The sequence below is a fragment of the Oceanobacillus caeni genome (genome assembly GCF_042678465.1).
Taxonomy (GTDB): Bacteria; Bacillota; Bacilli; order Bacillales; family Amphibacillaceae; genus Oceanobacillus; species Oceanobacillus caeni.
Map to the genome: position 1 here is coordinate 25,512 of NZ_JBHTKV010000007.1, position 16,317 is coordinate 41,828.

Annotated in this window: 14 protein-coding genes and 2 pseudogenes; 9 read left to right on the top strand and 7 right to left on the bottom strand. The window is 35.2% G+C overall.

The genetic code is table 11. From position 1 onward, the window contains the following. The first annotated feature begins 156 nt into the window (after positions 1-156). The 4 genes from dacB to rlmH all read left to right on the top strand — a co-directional run bounded on the left by dacB (position 157) and on the right by rlmH (position 4,824). Entirely contained in the window at positions 157-1,650 is a 1,494-nt protein-coding gene (dacB, locus tag ACFQ18_RS07070) for a D-alanyl-D-alanine carboxypeptidase/D-alanyl-D-alanine endopeptidase (protein WP_204798086.1), read from the top strand. A gap of 153 nt (positions 1,651-1,803) precedes the next feature. Then, positions 1,804-2,973: a TraB/GumN family protein gene (locus ACFQ18_RS07075; RefSeq protein WP_068676021.1), complete on the top strand. Its 1,170-nt coding sequence runs from the start codon at positions 1,804-1,806 to the stop codon at positions 2,971-2,973. 93 nt (positions 2,974-3,066) lie between these two features. After that, positions 3,067-4,287 (top strand): hemolysin family protein, encoded by a 1,221-nt coding sequence (locus ACFQ18_RS07080; protein WP_047186164.1) that lies wholly within the window; start codon positions 3,067-3,069, stop codon positions 4,285-4,287. 57 nt (positions 4,288-4,344) lie between these two features. After that, positions 4,345-4,824, top strand: a complete 480-nt coding sequence (gene rlmH, locus ACFQ18_RS07085; RefSeq protein WP_060668632.1) for a 23S rRNA (pseudouridine(1915)-N(3))-methyltransferase RlmH — start codon at positions 4,345-4,347, stop codon at positions 4,822-4,824. A gap of 642 nt (positions 4,825-5,466) precedes the next feature. Here rlmH and ACFQ18_RS07090 read toward each other — a convergent pair. Then, positions 5,467-6,468, bottom strand: a pseudogene (locus ACFQ18_RS07090) (recombinase family protein); the annotation flags it as partial. Positions 6,469-6,680: 212 nt separating this feature from the next. On the opposite strand from ACFQ18_RS07090, the gene ACFQ18_RS07095 reads away from it, so the two are divergent. The 3 genes from ACFQ18_RS07095 (at position 6,681) to ACFQ18_RS07105 (ending at position 10,126) form a co-directional block, all read left to right on the top strand. Continuing rightward, complete coding sequence (locus tag ACFQ18_RS07095) at positions 6,681-7,049, top strand: ArsR/SmtB family transcription factor (RefSeq protein WP_040047916.1); 369 nt, start codon at positions 6,681-6,683, stop codon at positions 7,047-7,049. Continuing rightward, positions 7,042-9,438: a heavy metal translocating P-type ATPase gene (locus ACFQ18_RS07100; RefSeq protein WP_062351075.1), complete on the top strand. Its 2,397-nt coding sequence runs from the start codon at positions 7,042-7,044 to the stop codon at positions 9,436-9,438. The genes ACFQ18_RS07095 and ACFQ18_RS07100 overlap by 8 nt, the downstream gene beginning before the upstream one ends. Before the next feature lie 70 nt (positions 9,439-9,508). After that, positions 9,509-10,126, top strand: a complete 618-nt coding sequence (locus ACFQ18_RS07105; RefSeq protein WP_040036845.1) for a CadD family cadmium resistance transporter — start codon at positions 9,509-9,511, stop codon at positions 10,124-10,126. A gap of 267 nt (positions 10,127-10,393) precedes the next feature. Here the strand turns inward: ACFQ18_RS07105 and ACFQ18_RS07110 are convergent, their stop codons facing one another. Together ACFQ18_RS07110 and ACFQ18_RS07115 are read right to left on the bottom strand one after the other, a co-directional pair. Next, positions 10,394-10,516: a hypothetical protein gene (locus ACFQ18_RS07110; protein ID WP_276516078.1), complete on the bottom strand. Its 123-nt coding sequence runs from the start codon at positions 10,514-10,516 to the stop codon at positions 10,394-10,396. Between the two features lie 19 nt (positions 10,517-10,535). Beyond that, a complete protein-coding gene (locus tag ACFQ18_RS07115) occupies positions 10,536-10,775 on the bottom strand; it encodes a hypothetical protein (protein ID WP_040036846.1) in 240 nt (79 codons plus the stop codon). 340 nt (positions 10,776-11,115) lie between these two features. Between ACFQ18_RS07115 and ACFQ18_RS07120 the strand changes: the two genes are divergently transcribed. Continuing rightward, a complete protein-coding gene (locus ACFQ18_RS07120; protein ID WP_125444175.1) occupies positions 11,116-11,418 on the top strand; it encodes a hypothetical protein in 303 nt (100 codons plus the stop codon). After that, positions 11,415-11,675 (top strand): hypothetical protein, encoded by a 261-nt coding sequence (locus ACFQ18_RS07125; RefSeq protein ID WP_125444174.1) that lies wholly within the window; start codon positions 11,415-11,417, stop codon positions 11,673-11,675. The genes ACFQ18_RS07120 and ACFQ18_RS07125 overlap by 4 nt, the downstream gene beginning before the upstream one ends. A 146-nt stretch (positions 11,676-11,821) precedes the next feature. Here the strand turns inward: ACFQ18_RS07125 and ACFQ18_RS07130 are convergent, their stop codons facing one another. From ACFQ18_RS07130 to ACFQ18_RS07145, 4 genes and pseudogenes are all read right to left on the bottom strand, one after another. Continuing rightward, positions 11,822-12,349 carry a CueP family metal-binding protein gene (locus ACFQ18_RS07130; RefSeq protein WP_040037828.1) on the bottom strand — a complete coding sequence of 176 codons (528 nt, stop codon included), beginning with the start codon at positions 12,347-12,349 and terminating at the stop codon, positions 11,822-11,824. Positions 12,350-12,505: 156 nt separating this feature from the next. Then, a pseudogene (locus tag ACFQ18_RS07135) lies at positions 12,506-13,209 on the bottom strand (cytochrome c biogenesis CcdA family protein). A 33-nt stretch (positions 13,210-13,242) separates the two neighbouring features. Beyond that, positions 13,243-13,818 carry a thiol-disulfide oxidoreductase ResA gene (resA, locus tag ACFQ18_RS07140; RefSeq protein WP_040047918.1) on the bottom strand — a complete coding sequence of 192 codons (576 nt, stop codon included), beginning with the start codon at positions 13,816-13,818 and terminating at the stop codon, positions 13,243-13,245. Positions 13,819-14,014: 196 nt separating this feature from the next. After that, entirely contained in the window at positions 14,015-16,195 is a 2,181-nt protein-coding gene (locus tag ACFQ18_RS07145; protein WP_204798085.1) for a copper-translocating P-type ATPase, read from the bottom strand. Positions 16,196-16,317: the final 122 nt, after the last annotated feature.

Sequence of the window (16,317 nt, forward strand, 5' to 3'; positions counted from 1 at the left end):
AGATATCAGCACACGTACACTATATCAGCACTCACACCCAGGATATCAGTACTCACGCATCAAATATCAGCGCTCACACTCGAGATATCAGCCCACGTAACGCTATATCAGCATTCACCCTCCGACTATCATCACATAATATTGTAGGTGTTCAAAATGTTTATTAAAAAGTACATAAAAGTTTTTCTCTTCGCTATATTTTTTGCTCCACTTTTTAATATTGAATTGATTCATGCTTCTGAAAGTATCACCTCAGAAATAAATCCATCATGGTCATTGGAAGAAAAGCTAAATAAAATATTAGAGGATGAGCGACTACAAGGTTCTATAACTGGTATAAGCGTGAGGAAAGCAGTTACTGGGGAGGAAATATACTCTCACCATGGAAATACACGTTTGCATCCTGCTTCTAATATGAAAATATTAACAGCGTCCACTGCCTTGGAAGTTCTAGGACCAGACCATAAATTCAAGACAAAGGTTTACACGGACGGTGAGCTAGTTGGTGGGGTTCTAAAAGGAAATCTATATATACAAGGCGGAGGCGACCCAACGTTACTAAAGGAAGATATAGATGAACTTGTTAACCATTTAAAGAAATTAGAGGTTCGGAAAGTTGAAGGGGATTTGGTTGCAGATGACACTTGGTATGATAATATTCGACTATCTCAGGATCTGAATTGGTCGGACGAACCATTTCATACGGGGGCGCAGATTTCGGCCTTAACGCTTTCGCCGGATAAGGACTATGATGCGGGAACAGTAATGTTAGAAATAATTCCTGGGAAACGACAAGGGGATGTTGCCCAAGTAAATGTAATACCTGAAACAGATTATGTGAAAATTTTGAATCAGACAAGAACAGTTCATAAAGATGAGAAAAAACAACTAACAATAGATAGAGTACACGGAGAGAATACAATCATAGTAGAAGGTGATATACCCATCGGGGCATCTAAAGAAAAAACTTGGGCAGCTGTATGGGATCCAACTAGTTATGTATTAAATATCTTTGCATCATCGCTTATAAGTAATGGGATCTCTTTTTCATCGGAATTGGAACAACGATTGGATGCGGTTCCTAAGGATGCAACGTTATTAGCAGAAAATCAGTCAATGCCCTTAAAGGAATTGTTACTTCCCTTTATGAAATTAAGTAATAATACGATTGGTGAAGTGTTAGTTAAGGAGATGGGTAAGGCCGTTCATGGGGAAGGGAGTTGGGAGAAGGGGCTTGCAGTTATGGAAGAGTCTATAATAAATCTTGGTATGGATCCGAATCTTTTTCTACTTCGTGACGGCTCAGGAATGTCCCATAAAAACTTTGTTTCTTCCAGCGAATTAACGAAGCTTCTTTATGAGATTCAACAAAAAGATTGGTTCACAGTGTTTGAAAATTCACTTCCCGTAGCAGGTGAGTCGGAAAAATTAGTAGGTGGAACACTTCGAAGCAGAATGGACAATCTAAAGGGGAATGTAAGAGCTAAAACAGGATCCATTACCGGTGTACAAACCTTATCTGGTTATGTTACGAATATAAATGGTGAAAAACTAATCTTCTCTATATTAAATAATAATTATATAGAAGATTCCATGTCAGCCATTCAAGATACAATGGTCACTATTCTTGCAACACATAATTTAAATTAAAAGGGAATCTAACAGGATTCCCTTTTTCGCTTTGTTTACGGACTAAAATTTTCCCCCTTACCAATTTATGTAATTCCCAGAGTAATAAAATTATTAATTTTAGCTTATATAGTTTAAAATAAAACTATGTTTAAATGAAAAAGGAAGGTACGTATGACGGAAGAGAATATAACTCGTTTACATATGAATCATAAGGAAATTATTCTTATTGGAACGGCACATGTTTCCAAGCAAAGTGCCGAACAAGTAAAAGAAGTCATCGAAGCAGAAAAGCCAGATTCAGTTTGTATTGAATTAGATGAAGCGCGGTACCAATCAATTAAAGAAGGTAACTCTTGGAAGGATATGGACATTTTTAAAGTGATAAAAGAGAAACGTGCAACGCTTTTATTAATGAACCTCGCCATATCTTCCTTCCAGAAAAGAATGGCTAAGCAATTTGGAATCAATGCCGGTCAGGAAATGATACAAGGGATGGAATCGGCTGAGGAAATTGGTGCGGAATTGGTTCTCGCAGATCGTAATATTCAAATTACGTTTGCAAGAATATGGGGAAACCTAGGATTGAAAGGCAAATCTATTCTTTTAACGCAAATAATGGCCAGTATTTTTAGTAAAGAGGAAATTTCCGAAGCAGAATTAGAAAAAATGAAGCAACAAGATACAATTAATGCGATGCTTCAGGAATTTACAGAACACTTCCCAAGACTCAAAAAACCATTAATTGATGAACGAGATCAATTTTTATCCCAAAAGATAAAAACAGCTCCTGGGGACAAGGTAGTAGCTGTATTAGGTGCAGCACATGTTCCCGGCATAACGAAGGAAATAGAAAAAAATCATGATTTAGAAAAACTGTCCATACGACCGCCAAAGTCGAATGTACCAAAAATTATTGGATGGTCCATACCAATTCTAATTATTGCCATGATAGCTTACACATTTATTTCAAACCCAGCAGCAGGTTGGCAGCAGACCATTAGTTGGGTTTTATGGAATGGTTCCTTTTCCGCATTAGGAACTCTTTTTGCATTAGGACATCCTTTGGCCATTGTCACATCCTTTATCGCTGCTCCTATTACTTCATTGAATCCACTACTGGCAGCTGGTTGGTTCTCTGGAATTGTCCAAGCTTATTTTAGTAGACCAACTGTACGGGATTTTGAAAATCTAGCTGAGGATGTATTTACGGTTAAGGGATTTTGGCAAAACAAAGTATCACGAGTATTATTAGTTGTTGTTTTGGCAAACATTGGTAGCTCTGTTGGTACGTTTGTTGGAGGATTTGATGTTGTACGACTATTCTTAGATAATTTGTTTTAAATTGGAATAGGTAAGGAATACTATTCATAGCGCCCAATAAATCATATAAAAATAAATATAAGTTTTTATGGAGCTTAAGGAGGAAATAGGCCCGTGATCATTGCGATCATTTTTTTATTATTTGTTTCATTTTTCTTTTCAGGAAGTGAAACGGCATTAACAGCAACAAATAAAATGAAATTACAGACAAAAGCGAATAACGGTGATAGAAAGTCAGAAAAGCTTTTAGACTTGGTTTCCAAACCTAGTGAATTTATAACTTCGATTCTTATAGGGAATAATATTGCGAATATACTTTTACCAACTTTAGTTACAACGATAGCGATTGAATACGGATTTAATATTGGATTGGCATCCGCTATTCTGACTATTACCATTATCGTTTTTTCAGAAGTACTCCCGAAATCGATAGCGGCTGCATTTCCTGATAAAATTGCAGCAATTGTGTATCCGGTTATTCGCTTCTTTGTCACTATTTTTAAACCAATCACGTTTATTTTAAATAGTTTAACGGGATTCATCACTAGAGCCCTATCAAAAGGGAACCCGGAAGATGTTTCTATTTCAAAAGAAGAATTTCGAACGATGGTTGATATAGCTGATTCGGAAGGGACATTCGGTAAAGCGGAATCGTATCGTATACGTGGCGTCCTTGATTTTCAGAATTTGAATGTAAAAGATGTGTTAAAAACACCTCGAGTAGACCTAGTGGCACTACCAATCAACGCTACATATGAAGAGGTAAGAAAGGTAGTTGTCGAAAACCCATTTACAAGATATCCCATTTATAAAGAAGATATCGATAATATTATCGGGGTATTTCATTCTAAATATTTAATCCAATGGTCATTAGAACCCGAAAAACCACTTAAGCAATTTAGCGATATTGATCCATTACTCGTTTATGAATTTCATTCGGTGGAATGGGTGTTTCTCAAAATGACAAAGGAAAAGAAACATATGGCGGTTGTATTAGATGAATATGGTGGTACAGAGGGAATATTGACACATGAAGATGTGATTGAATCCATGATTGGATTAGAAATCTCCGATGAAATGGATTTAGATACGGATGCTTTAGTTGAAAAGCTAACAGAAACCGAGATTGTTTGTGACGGTAAAATCACGCTTCATCGGTTAAATTCTATCTTTCATACAGACATTCCCGAAGAAGAAGATGTGTTAGCCGGTTACTTATTAAAGGAATTAAATGAATTCCCTGAGGAAGATGAAGTCATTGAGCGGGAGAATTTAACCTTTAAGATTATGGAAATCGATAACCGTACGATAAAAAAAGTACAAATTATAAAATAAGTAGAGAACCCCATTTTATATAAAAGTGGGGTTTTTTTAGGCGAAGGGACGAAGGAAATGAAAATTACTATTGTATCGGTGGGAAAACTGAAAGAAAAATATTTAAAACAGGGAATCCAAGAATATTTAAAAAGGTTATCAGCCTATGCAAAGGTCGATATTGTCGAAGTAGCAGATGAGAAGGCACCAGAAAACTTGAGTGAAGCGGAAATGGAAGAAGTAAAACGGAAAGAGGGAGAGCGTATCCTGTCCCATGTCGGGGACGATACATATGTATTTACGCTTGAAGTTAAAGGGAAGATGCTAACTTCTGAGGAGTTCGCAAAAAAGTTAGACGACCTAGCGACATACGGTAAAAGCAAAATTGCGTTTATCATTGGTGGATCACTTGGCATTAGTAAAGAAGTGCAATCCAGAAGCGACATGGCGATATCTTTCTCTAAAATGACGTTTCCTCATCAGGTAATGAGATTGATTTTGTTGGAGCAAGTGTATCGGGGATATCGGATAAATCGGGGGGAACCGTACCACAAATAGAGGCAAAAATTGTTGTAGGTAAGGTGGTAATTCTTTGTCGGAAGCGGGTATTGAAAATGTGTTTTCATTATCCGTTTCACGATATAACAAATGGATAAGTATAAAGGTTTTGGATATATTCATTTCAGTAAAATCAAATTCAAGTTCTATGTTTTTAATTGTTCTGGATCTATCTTTTTGTTTGATTGTAATATTATCAATTAATAACTGTAGTAATTGCTTTTGGTTTTCTCTAGATGACTTCTTATAAACCGATAGGAACTTTTCTAGTAATTTTTCAATCAAATCTGGTTGAATTACCTTTGAATCTATAGAACTTAATTGGATTGCAATCTCATTTTTCTCTGATTCTAATTCTCTTTTTTCATTGGAAACCTTTTGTAAACTTTCTTGCAGTATATCCACAGGAAGAGTGTTTTTCTCAAAGGCTTCCATATACCTTGCCTGTAATTGTTCAATTTCCTTTAACCGCTTTTCAATCTCTACTAGTTCTTTATTAAGTTGGCTTATCGAATGAGCGGAATTAGAACTAATGTCTGTGAGAATCTTATATAACCTCTTCTTATTAGAACTAAGTTGTTCAATTTTCTTGATAACCGTTTCTTCTGCTTTATATGCCTTAATGGAATTAGCTTTACAAGCAGCAGATCCTTTGTTATGAAAATCGCTACAGACGTAATAACGATGTTTTCGTTTCGTCCCATCTTTTCGTGTATGTGTTGTAATTGACGGAACCATTCCTTGACCACAATCAGGACAGCGTAAAAGGCCACTAAGTAAAAATGGTTCGTTTGATTGACGCTGCTTAAATGATTTACTTTTTCTCCTTGCTCGTACAACGCTCCATAGTTCGTCCGAAATAATAGGTTCATGTTTTCCTTCTACAAGAATAGGATTTGGATTTTTCCCTTTTCTTCGTTTGGAATCCCAATTTTCAAATTTTAGCCAACTGATTTTACCGTTATATATTACATTGTCTAGGATTTGTGCTACTCCATTGATGGAGAAATAACGATTACGCTTGGTTTTATATCCAGCTTTATTTAAGTGGTTAGAAATCGCTCTTAGCCCTTTGCCATTTGCATACATATGATAGATTAACTGTACTACTTCAGCTTCCTTTTCATTGATAACTAGCTCCTTCTTAACAGTGTCATATCCAAATACAACCCCGCCGTTCCATCTCCCTTCCAAAGCTCTCTGTTTCATCCCAAGCTTAACGTTTTCCGCTAATGTATTTCGCTCCATTTCAGCGACTGAGGCCATAATTTGAAGTACTAAACGACCTATAGGACTACTGGTATCAAAGTTTTCTGAGTAGGATATAAATTTCACGTTGTATTTTTCAAACTTATCTAGAATCATGAGTGTTTCTAGCATATTTCTTGAAAGTCGGGAAATTTTCCAAACTATTACAGCATCAAATCTCTCATTCTCTACATCTTTAATTAGTCTTTTCATTTCAGGCCGTCCTTTTACGGATTTACCACTAATTCCTTCATCGACATATTCATCAATCACCTCCCAGTTATAAATTTGAGCATATTGCCGAAGTGTTTGAAGTTGCGCGGCTATACTAAAACCTTCTTTTGCCTGTTCTTCTGTGCTTACACGAGCATAAATTGCAACTCTTGATATATCCATATCTAATCCTCCTTCATACTGATATTACAATGAAATACTAGATAAGAGAAATGGGACCTTATGTGATTGTTTGACTTAAATGGGAAATTGAAGAAGTACTTTTTAGAATTGGAAATACCGATTTCTTTTTTATTTCATTCAAGTATATGCTTGAATGTTGCGCTGGAAAAAGTTATTATATAATCAAGCGAATACTTGAATGAGGTGATGAATTGAATAAGAAAGATACTTGTGAAATTTTTTGTTATGACGAGGAAAAGGTTAATCGAATACAGGGTGATCTACAAACAGTAGATATTTCAGGTGTCTCTCAAATGTTAAAAGCAATTGCCGACGAAAATAGAGCAAAAATCACCTATGCTTTGTGTCAGGAAGATGAACTATGTGTTTGTGATATAGCTAATATCTTAGGCGTTACAGTTGCTAATGCTTCTCATCATTTACGAACACTTTATAAGCAAAGGATTGTCAACTATAGAAAAGAAGGAAAGCTTTCCTTTTACTCATTAAACGACGAACATATCAAACAAATTATGATGATTGCATTAACACATAAGAAAGAGGTGGAGGTAAATGTCTGAACAAGCTGAACGGTCTGAAGTGGAAATGACTTCCTACCGAGTACAAGGCTTTTCATGTGCTAATTGTGCAGGGAAATTTGAAAGAAATGTTAAGAAACTGCCCAATGTGCAAGATGCAAAAGTAAATTTCGGTGCATCTAAAATATCCGTATATGGTGATGCAACGGTTGAAGAATTAGAAAGGGCTGGCGCTTTTGAAAATCTTAAAGTAATGCCTGAAAAACCAAAACGGCAAACACCAATTGTTGTTCATCAGGATAAAAATGTGTATCGGGTTGAAGGCTTTTCGTGTGCCAATTGTGCGGGTAAATTCGAAGAGAATGTAAAAAAATTATCAGGGGTTCATGATGCAAAAGTAAATTTTGGTGCATCTAAAATTGAGGTATATGGGAATACAACTATCGAGGAATTAGAAAAAGCTGGTGCTTTTGAAAACCTTAAAGTCGCTCCAGATAAACCATTAAGGGAAGAGAAACAAGAGGTTAAAGAAGAGAAAGAGCCATTTTATAAAAAACACAGCACATTACTATACGCTTCTTTATTAATCGTTTTTGGTTATATCTCTCAGTTTGTTAATGGGGAAGAAAATATTATTACCTCCCTATTGTTTGCAGCAGCCATCGTTATTGGGGGATATTCACTCTTTAAAGTCGGGTTTCAAAACTTACTACATTTTGAATTTGACATGAAAACTCTTATGACAGTGGCTATTATTGGAGCAGCTATTATTGGAGAATGGGCAGAAGGTGCAATTGTTGTTATTCTCTTTGCAATTAGTGAAGCTTTAGAACGTTTCTCTATGGACCGAGCAAGACAATCAATTCGATCTTTAATGGATATTGCTCCGAAAGAGGCGCTTGTTAGAAGAAATGGGCAAGAAATGATGATTCATGTTGATGATATTGCTGTTGGCGATATTATGATTGTGAAACCCGGTCAAAAGCTTGCTATGGATGGTGTAGTAGTACATGGTTACTCGGCTGTTAATCAAGCAACTATTACAGGCGAGTCAGTCCCAGTTGAGAAAACAGTGGATGATGAAGTTTTTGCAGGTACATTAAACGAAGAGGGAATACTTGAAGTTAAAGTAACAAAGCTTGTTGAAGATACAACAATTTCCAAAATCATTCACCTTGTTGAAGAAGCTCAAGGGGAACGCGCGCCTTCTCAAGCGTTTGTAGATAAATTTGCAAAATATTATACGCCTATTATTATGATTATCGCAGGGCTGGTAGCTGTAGTACCACCATTATTATTTGGTGGCAGCTGGGGAACTTGGGTTTATCAAGGGCTAGCAGTATTGGTCGTTGGTTGTCCCTGTGCATTAGTTATTTCAACTCCTATTTCTATTGTTTCAGCAATTGGAAATGCAGCTAAAAAAGGTGTGCTTATCAAAGGCGGAATTTATCTAGAAGAAATGGGTGCTTTAAAAGCAATAGCTTTTGATAAAACGGGTACACTTACAAAAGGAGTTCCAGTTGTAACAGATTTTAAAATGTTGAACAATCAGGTAAATGCAGAAGATATGTTGTCTATCATTACTGCATTAGAATATCGTTCCGGGCATCCTCTAGCTTCAGCTATTATGAAAAAAGCAGATGAGGAGAACATTTCCTACACTCATGTAATCGTGGATGATTTCTCTTCTATCACAGGAAAAGGAATTAAGGGGACTATCAACGGTACGACTTACTACATTGGAAATCCGAAATTATTTGAGAATCTGTCAGTTGACTTTAATAATAAACAAGAGCAAATTGTTAAGAACCTACAAAATCAAGGTAAAACCGCAATGATGGTTGGAACTGAAAAAGAAATACTTGCTGTCATTGCAGTAGCCGATGAAGTACGTGAATCCAGCAAGGAAATCATTCAAAAGTTACATCAACTTGGAATCAAAAAAACCATCATGCTTACAGGTGACAACAAAGGTACAGCCAATGCAATTGGAGGTCATGTTGGGGTAACGGATATTCAAGCAGAACTATTGCCTCAAGATAAATTAGAATTTATTAAACAATTGAGATCTAAATATGGCAACGTAGCGATGGTTGGGGATGGTGTCAATGATGCCCCTGCGTTAGCTGCCTCTACAGTTGGAATTGCAATGGGTGGAGCAGGGACAGATACTGCCCTTGAAACAGCAGATGTAGCTTTAATGGGAGATGATTTAAGAAAACTTCCATTTTCTGTGAAACTAAGCCGAAAAGCACTTACTATAATTAAGCAAAACATCACCTTCGCATTAGCAATTAAATTCATTGCCTTATTATTGGTTATCCCCGGTTGGCTAACACTTTGGATTGCCATCCTTTCAGATATGGGAGCAACTCTTTTAGTAGCATTGAATGGTTTAAGACTAATGCGAGTGGAAGAAGATAAATATTAACTAAATTTGCAATCTCAGGGCTTTTCTTCTTATTGAAAAGCCCAATCCTGAAATATTGGAGATGAAAAAAATGATTACAACGGCACTTACTGCGGCTGCAGTTTATGTAGCAACAGGGATTGATTATCTTATTATTTTAATCCTTTTGTTTTCACAAATAAAAAAAGGACAAGCGAAACATATATGGATTGGACAATACATAGGTACGGCAATTATTATAGCTGCCAGTCTTTTAGTAGCTCTAGGTATTACATGGTTAATCCCTCAGCAATGGGTTTTAGGTCTTCTAGGGCTTATTCCACTTTATCTGGGGATTAAGATTTGGATCAAGGGAGAGGAGGATGAAGATGAAAGCAATATATTATCTTTATTTTCCTCAAATCGGTTTAATAAATTGTATATAACAGTCATATTTATTGTGCTGTCTTCCAGTGCAGATGACTTTTCTATTTATATACCTTATTTCACGGCATTAAACACGGTTGAAATACTTATTGCTAGTATTGTCTTCTTCATTATGGTTGGGGTTCTATGTTATGTCAGCTATCGCTTAGCTTCTTTGGATTTTGTATCAGAAAAAATTGAGAAATATGAACGTTGGATTGTCCCTATTGTATTTATAGGGCTAGGGATTTATATCATGTTTGAGAATGGTACATTCAACGCTTTATTTTCATTCCTAATTTAACAAATGGGGCAAATTTTAATCCTAGAAATCAAACATCTTAAAAATACCGAGAATGCTGCTGGCATTTTTAGTTAGCATGATAATGTTGTTCTGAATGAATTATTTCTGGATAAACAAAAATGTATTTACTTTGCATAGCGAACCGTCACCCTTATTTTGATTTAGCAGATCAAAGGGTGGCGGCTTCTTTATTATTATCTAAATGGTCAATTAGTTGTCGTCCAACTAAGGGGACATTTACCACTTAAAAGGGATTGTAAGTTACTATTAATTTTTATGATTATTTTTCAATGCTAATTTGGTGGCATAATACACAACAATACCGATGGATGCAAGGTTAAGTATCCATCCCAGTAACCCATGAACCTTCATACTCATCATCCCAACCATACGGGAACACCTCTTTAAACTATAAATCATGCATCGTATCACGGAATTCAGTATTGTTTTGCATCATACCATTTTCGCCATGACAGTTGTTGAACATTTCTTCCTGCTGTTCTGGTGATAAATTAGGATGCATTTCTTCAATATGTGGTTTCATCTCCTCAAAGTTTAAGATTCCACTTCCATTTGATTCGGCCGCAACAAATGAAGCACTTCCTAATAGTACGGCTCCGGTTAAAATACCTATTAATAATTTTTTCATTTATTACATCTCCTTTCTTAAATAAATCATACCTAAAAATTATCGAGATTTTATGGAGAACATTTAGAAGTTGTGATTTTAAATTTAACAGGATAATAGGAAGCTAATCTAACTTAAAGTATAATATTTCATCTGAAATATTTACCCGATCTAAAAATGACCTAAAACTGATCATGGTGTTTGTTCTGCTAATTAGGAACTAGGCTTGGCTAACTAAATCAAACCTTCTATATACTGTTTCATAAGGTTAATCCTTCTACCCTATAGGGGTATATCATATTGCAATCCAACAGTGAATACAATAAAAGTGGACATACATACTATGATTGGAGTTGTAATAATGTCAATTTCTTTACTTTTTATACTTTTGTTGTGTACCACCCAAGTTGTAACAACCATAATATATGTGACGAATCACCGAAAATGGCTAACAAAAATGAACGGGATGTTGATTTCTATGTCATTAGGGATGTCGGTGGGGATTTTAATAGGAACCATTCTAGGAGTGGCTTTTCATGGTGATTTGTTTCAATCAACAGTTTACTCTATATTAATTGGAGTGGTTGTTGGGTTTCTTGCAGGAATACCTATTGGTCTACCTGCTGTCATTGACGGAATACTATCTGGACTAATGGGGGAATGATGGGAGCAATGCTAGGAGACATGGTAGCTATGACAAGGCCAAATGCAATCATCAATATAATGGCTTTGATGATAACAATGATTTTATTACTTGTTTTATATACAGCAGAAGAATCAATTCGTAAACAAGCTAACCAAGAAACCTTTTCCTTTTTTAAACATCCATTCTTATTGATTTTTACCATTGCAATATTATTTCTGATATTAAGTTATATTGATCCACTTGATTTTAATATTCAATATTTAATTAGACATTAAATAGTAAATTAAGAAAACAGAACCGAGTGGCTTATCTTTGATAAGACTCGGTTCTGTTAGAAATATTATTATAAAAGTTTATATCCATTTTCCTATTTGCTTTAAATGATTATATTTTGTGTTAAAAGGATTTGTGAGGAACCAGACTAAATTAACTGCATTGTTGTTATGCAAGTATTGTCCCCTTCAAATGTAGAAATCTCAGATTCAGCTGTTTTTCCATCATATTGAATCTTCACGTTATATGTTTTGTCACGTGGTAACCAAAAATCAATAAATCCATTTTTTAATGAAGTCATGGTTTCATCAACAACAACATTGCCTTCTTCGTCTTCAATATAAACATCAAATTCCTTTTCTACTAATTCTCCTTGGCAACCAGTTAAGCTATGATTAGTACAAGGGTGTGTTGTCTCAACAAATGGTGCGATGGAAACAAAGAACTCGTCTTCGGGAAGATTGTAGGTAGTCTCTTTATTATCACTATCAGTTACAATAAGCTCGTCAGAAGTAATAGAAGCAGACACATCATCAGTATCCCCGATGCTGTATTCTTGGACCACTTTCTTGATATCTTGTGGTTCGTTTTCGTTTGATGTACTTTCACTTTCGCTACAAGCAGCAACTATTAAAATAAGTAATAATCCAATTACTGCCAATAATCCTTTTTTCATATTATTCGACTCCTCTTTCATCTAATTAGTTAAATGCTATTATCAATTACTATGTTAAACGATTTTCTACATTATAACAAAATCTATAAAACGTATTATAATACTCAAATGTGCATTATTTGTGCAAATGTAATAGAGAAATTATGGAAAGTATATTTAAAATCCATAAAAACCAAACCAACCAGCCAAAAATGAAGTTAATTTAGTCATCCAGTCAAAGAACAGTGCTACACCCATAAAGATCATAACGTATCCGCCTATTTTAACTAATTTAAGGCTATGTTTTCTAATCCACTTTAATTTACCAATAAAGAATGCCAATAAAAGAAACGGAATAGAGAAGCCTAAAACATAGCTAATCATCATAATCATACCAACATCGGGGTTGGTTGCAGCTAATGATAACACAATAGCTAATATTGGACCGGTACAAGGAGTCCATCCAAGAGAGAATGCCATTCCTATTATAAAAGAACCAACATAACCTCCGGGGCGATTTTTGAATGTTATTTTTTTGTCCTTCATTAGAAATTTAAAATTAAATACTCCAACAATTACTAGTCCAAAGAAAATAATTAAAATAGCACCAATTTGTCTAATGGCATCTTGGTAGGTTAATAGGAATTCCGATATATAAGAGGTGGTAAAACCAATCATAATAAAAATGCTTGAGAACCCTAGTAAAAATAGAACGGTATGTAAAAGAGCTTTTTTATTCATTTTTTATTTTCTTCATTTATCTCACTTACGCTCATTCCGGTAATATAAGATAAAAATGCCGGATATAGTGGTAATACACACGGTGAAATAAAAGAAAGGAAACCAGCACCAAAAGCTAGAAATATATTTATTTCATTCAAAAATTTTATCCCCCTTTATTAGAAAATCGTAGTCTATTGTTTTGGTAATATTTCTTTAAAGTAACTCTCCAAACTTTCTAATGATAAGGCCCCATTTACAATCCTTTGAATTTCCCCATCCGGATTAATGAATATGGAACTTGGAATTGGTCCTATTTTGTATAAATCCCTGACTTCTCCTGTTTTATCATGGGGAATTGGAAAGGTTAGATCATATTTATCAATAAATCGATCTACAACCAATTCTGTATTATCCAAACTAACTGCAATGATTTCAATTCCTTTTTCTTTATATACGGGATAAAGCTCTTGCATGTAAGGCATTTCTTCTTCACACGGTTTACACCAAGTACCCCAAAAGTTCAGCATAATACCTTGCCCTTTAAAATCACTTAGTCGTATAGTTTCTAATTCATTATTTTTATTAATTTGCTTTAATTCAAAGTCAGGTGCTTCATCTCCGACTTGATAAATGGTTTTATCCGCTTGTATATTGGACACTAATGCAAATATAATAGCTCCAACCATTACAATTAATATAGAAGTTCTAAAAATTAATCTGTTTTTCCTTTTATTTTTCTTCTTCTTTTTTGTTTCCTCCAAACTCATAAGTATGTATCACTCCTTATAGAAATATAGTATAACGGTGGTATTATCTAAAGACACTCTCTGTTAGATTACGTTACAAGTTTGCAGAAATTAAGCAGATTCTTTGTACTATTTATGAACAGAAATTTACCTACAGAAAAATAAAAGGCTAAGCAATACCATACATGCTTAGCCAAACATAAACTATTTGTTTCTATTAATCGATTTTTAATAATTGAGCGTTTATTGCACAAATAATGGTACTGAGTGACATAACTGCGGCTCCGACGGCAGGGGTTATGACAAACCCAACATTGTACAATACACCTGCAGCTAAAGGAATAGCAACAATGTTATACCCAGCAGCCCATCCTAAATTTTGAACCATTTTCCTGCGACTTGCCTTAGACAATTTAATGATATTTAAAATGTCTACTGGATTACTGTTAACTAGTATGACATCAGCTGTTTCAATCGCAACGTCTGTACCTGCACCAATAGCAATTCCCAAATCAGCTTCCGCTAAGGCGGGGGCATCATTAATTCCATCTCCAATCATCGCCACTTTTTTTCCATTTTGTTTTAAATACTTCACATTATTTGATTTCTCATGGGGAAGTACTTCAGCGATGACTTTGGAAATACCTAATTTTTCTCCTACATAATTTGCTACACGTGTGTTGTCACCAGTCATCATAACCGTCTCTATGCCACGGTCATTTAATTCTTTAATAACTTTATAAGAAGATTCACGGATGATATCAGCTAGGGCTATCATTCCTTGTAAGACATTATCTTTAAGAACAAATACGACTGTTTTCCCTTGTAAAGCCAGTTGGTCATAAATTTTTTCATCAAAAGAAATTTTATTTGCTTTCATAGCACCGGGACTAATAACAGCAATTTCTGCATCACCGATTTTAGCTACTAACCCTTTCCCAGTTAAATTCTGATAATCCTTTACATCAAGGGGTTTTAAATTACGATCATTTCCTTCTTTCACAATTCCTTTAGCAATTGGATGGTCTGATTGTGTTTCAACAGAATAAGCTAATTTCAATAATTCTTCTTCACTAATTCCCTCACTTGGATGGATATCTGTAACACCAAAATTACCTTCCGTAAGTGTTCCTGTTTTGTCAAACACCACGCGATCCAATTTAAATGCACTTTCAAATGCTACTCTATTTCGAATTAACAAGCCGTTTTTAGCTGCAATGGAAGTAGATCTAGATGTTACTAGTGGTGTTGCCAAACCAAGTGCATGTGGACAAGCAATAATTAAAACGGTAACCATTCGTTCCAAAGCAAAATCTAAATCCCCGTTAGTCCACCAAACTGCAAAGGTTATAATCCCTACTACAAGAGCAACATAGAATAACCATTTAGCAGCAATATCCGCAAAGCCTTGGGCCTTTGATTTCGATTTTTCTGCATCGCTTACCAATTTAATAACTTGGGATAGGTAGGTGTCATTTCCTGTTTTACTTACCTTAACTTTTAATACACCATCACCATTGACGGAACCACCTATCGCTTCCATTCCGGGTCCTTTTTCAACAGGGACAGATTCTCCTGTAAGCATAGACTCATCGACGGTAGATTCTCCTTCGTAAATTTCACCATCAATTGGAATCTTTTCACCCGATTTAACTAAAATCAGGTCACCCGGTTGTAAATCTTCGACTGTTACCTCAACAATATTTCCGGATTTGTCCAGTTTATGGGCTTCTTTTGGCATTAACTTGATTAGCTCTTCCAGTGCCTTTGAAGCACCCATCAGGGATTTCATTTCTATCCAATGTCCTAACAACATAATTACAATAAGAGTAGCTAGTTCAAAGAAGAAGTCGCTGCCTTCGATAAAGAATGCTGACAGTGTGCTATATACATAAGCGGCGATGATAGCTAAAGAAATTAACATCATCATTGCAGGCGATTTCTCTTTTAACTCATCCCATGCACCAAGTAAAAATGGTTTTCCACCATAGAAAAAGACAATCGTGGAAAGCAAGAAAAGTAAGAGGGTATCACCTGTGAAATTTACTTCATATCCAATCAGCATTTGAATCATTGGAGATAAGTATAAAATAGGAATTGATAATACTAGGGATATCCAAAAACGTTTCTTAAAATCTTCTACCATATGTTCGTGATGTCCACCATGTCCACCATGTCCACCATGTCCACCATGATGCCCACTATTTCCATGACTGTGGTCGTGATTTTTGTGTTCTTCATGTCCATGTTTGTGATGACCATGCATATCTTCATGTTCATGATTATGATGTTGATGACTGTGATGTTTTTGTTCCTCATGTTGATTATGATTATGATGGTCATGTTCTTTATGCTTATTGTGGTTGTGTTGATTCTCTTCATTTCCTTTGTTATTCATTATTACTCCTCCTTTGGTATGGATATTTAGATGAATTTCCTATTATTTTCTGTATTATTCATCCTTCTATCCATACTATATCATACTATACCCCTGTACAGTATTAATTAGGCTATGATTTT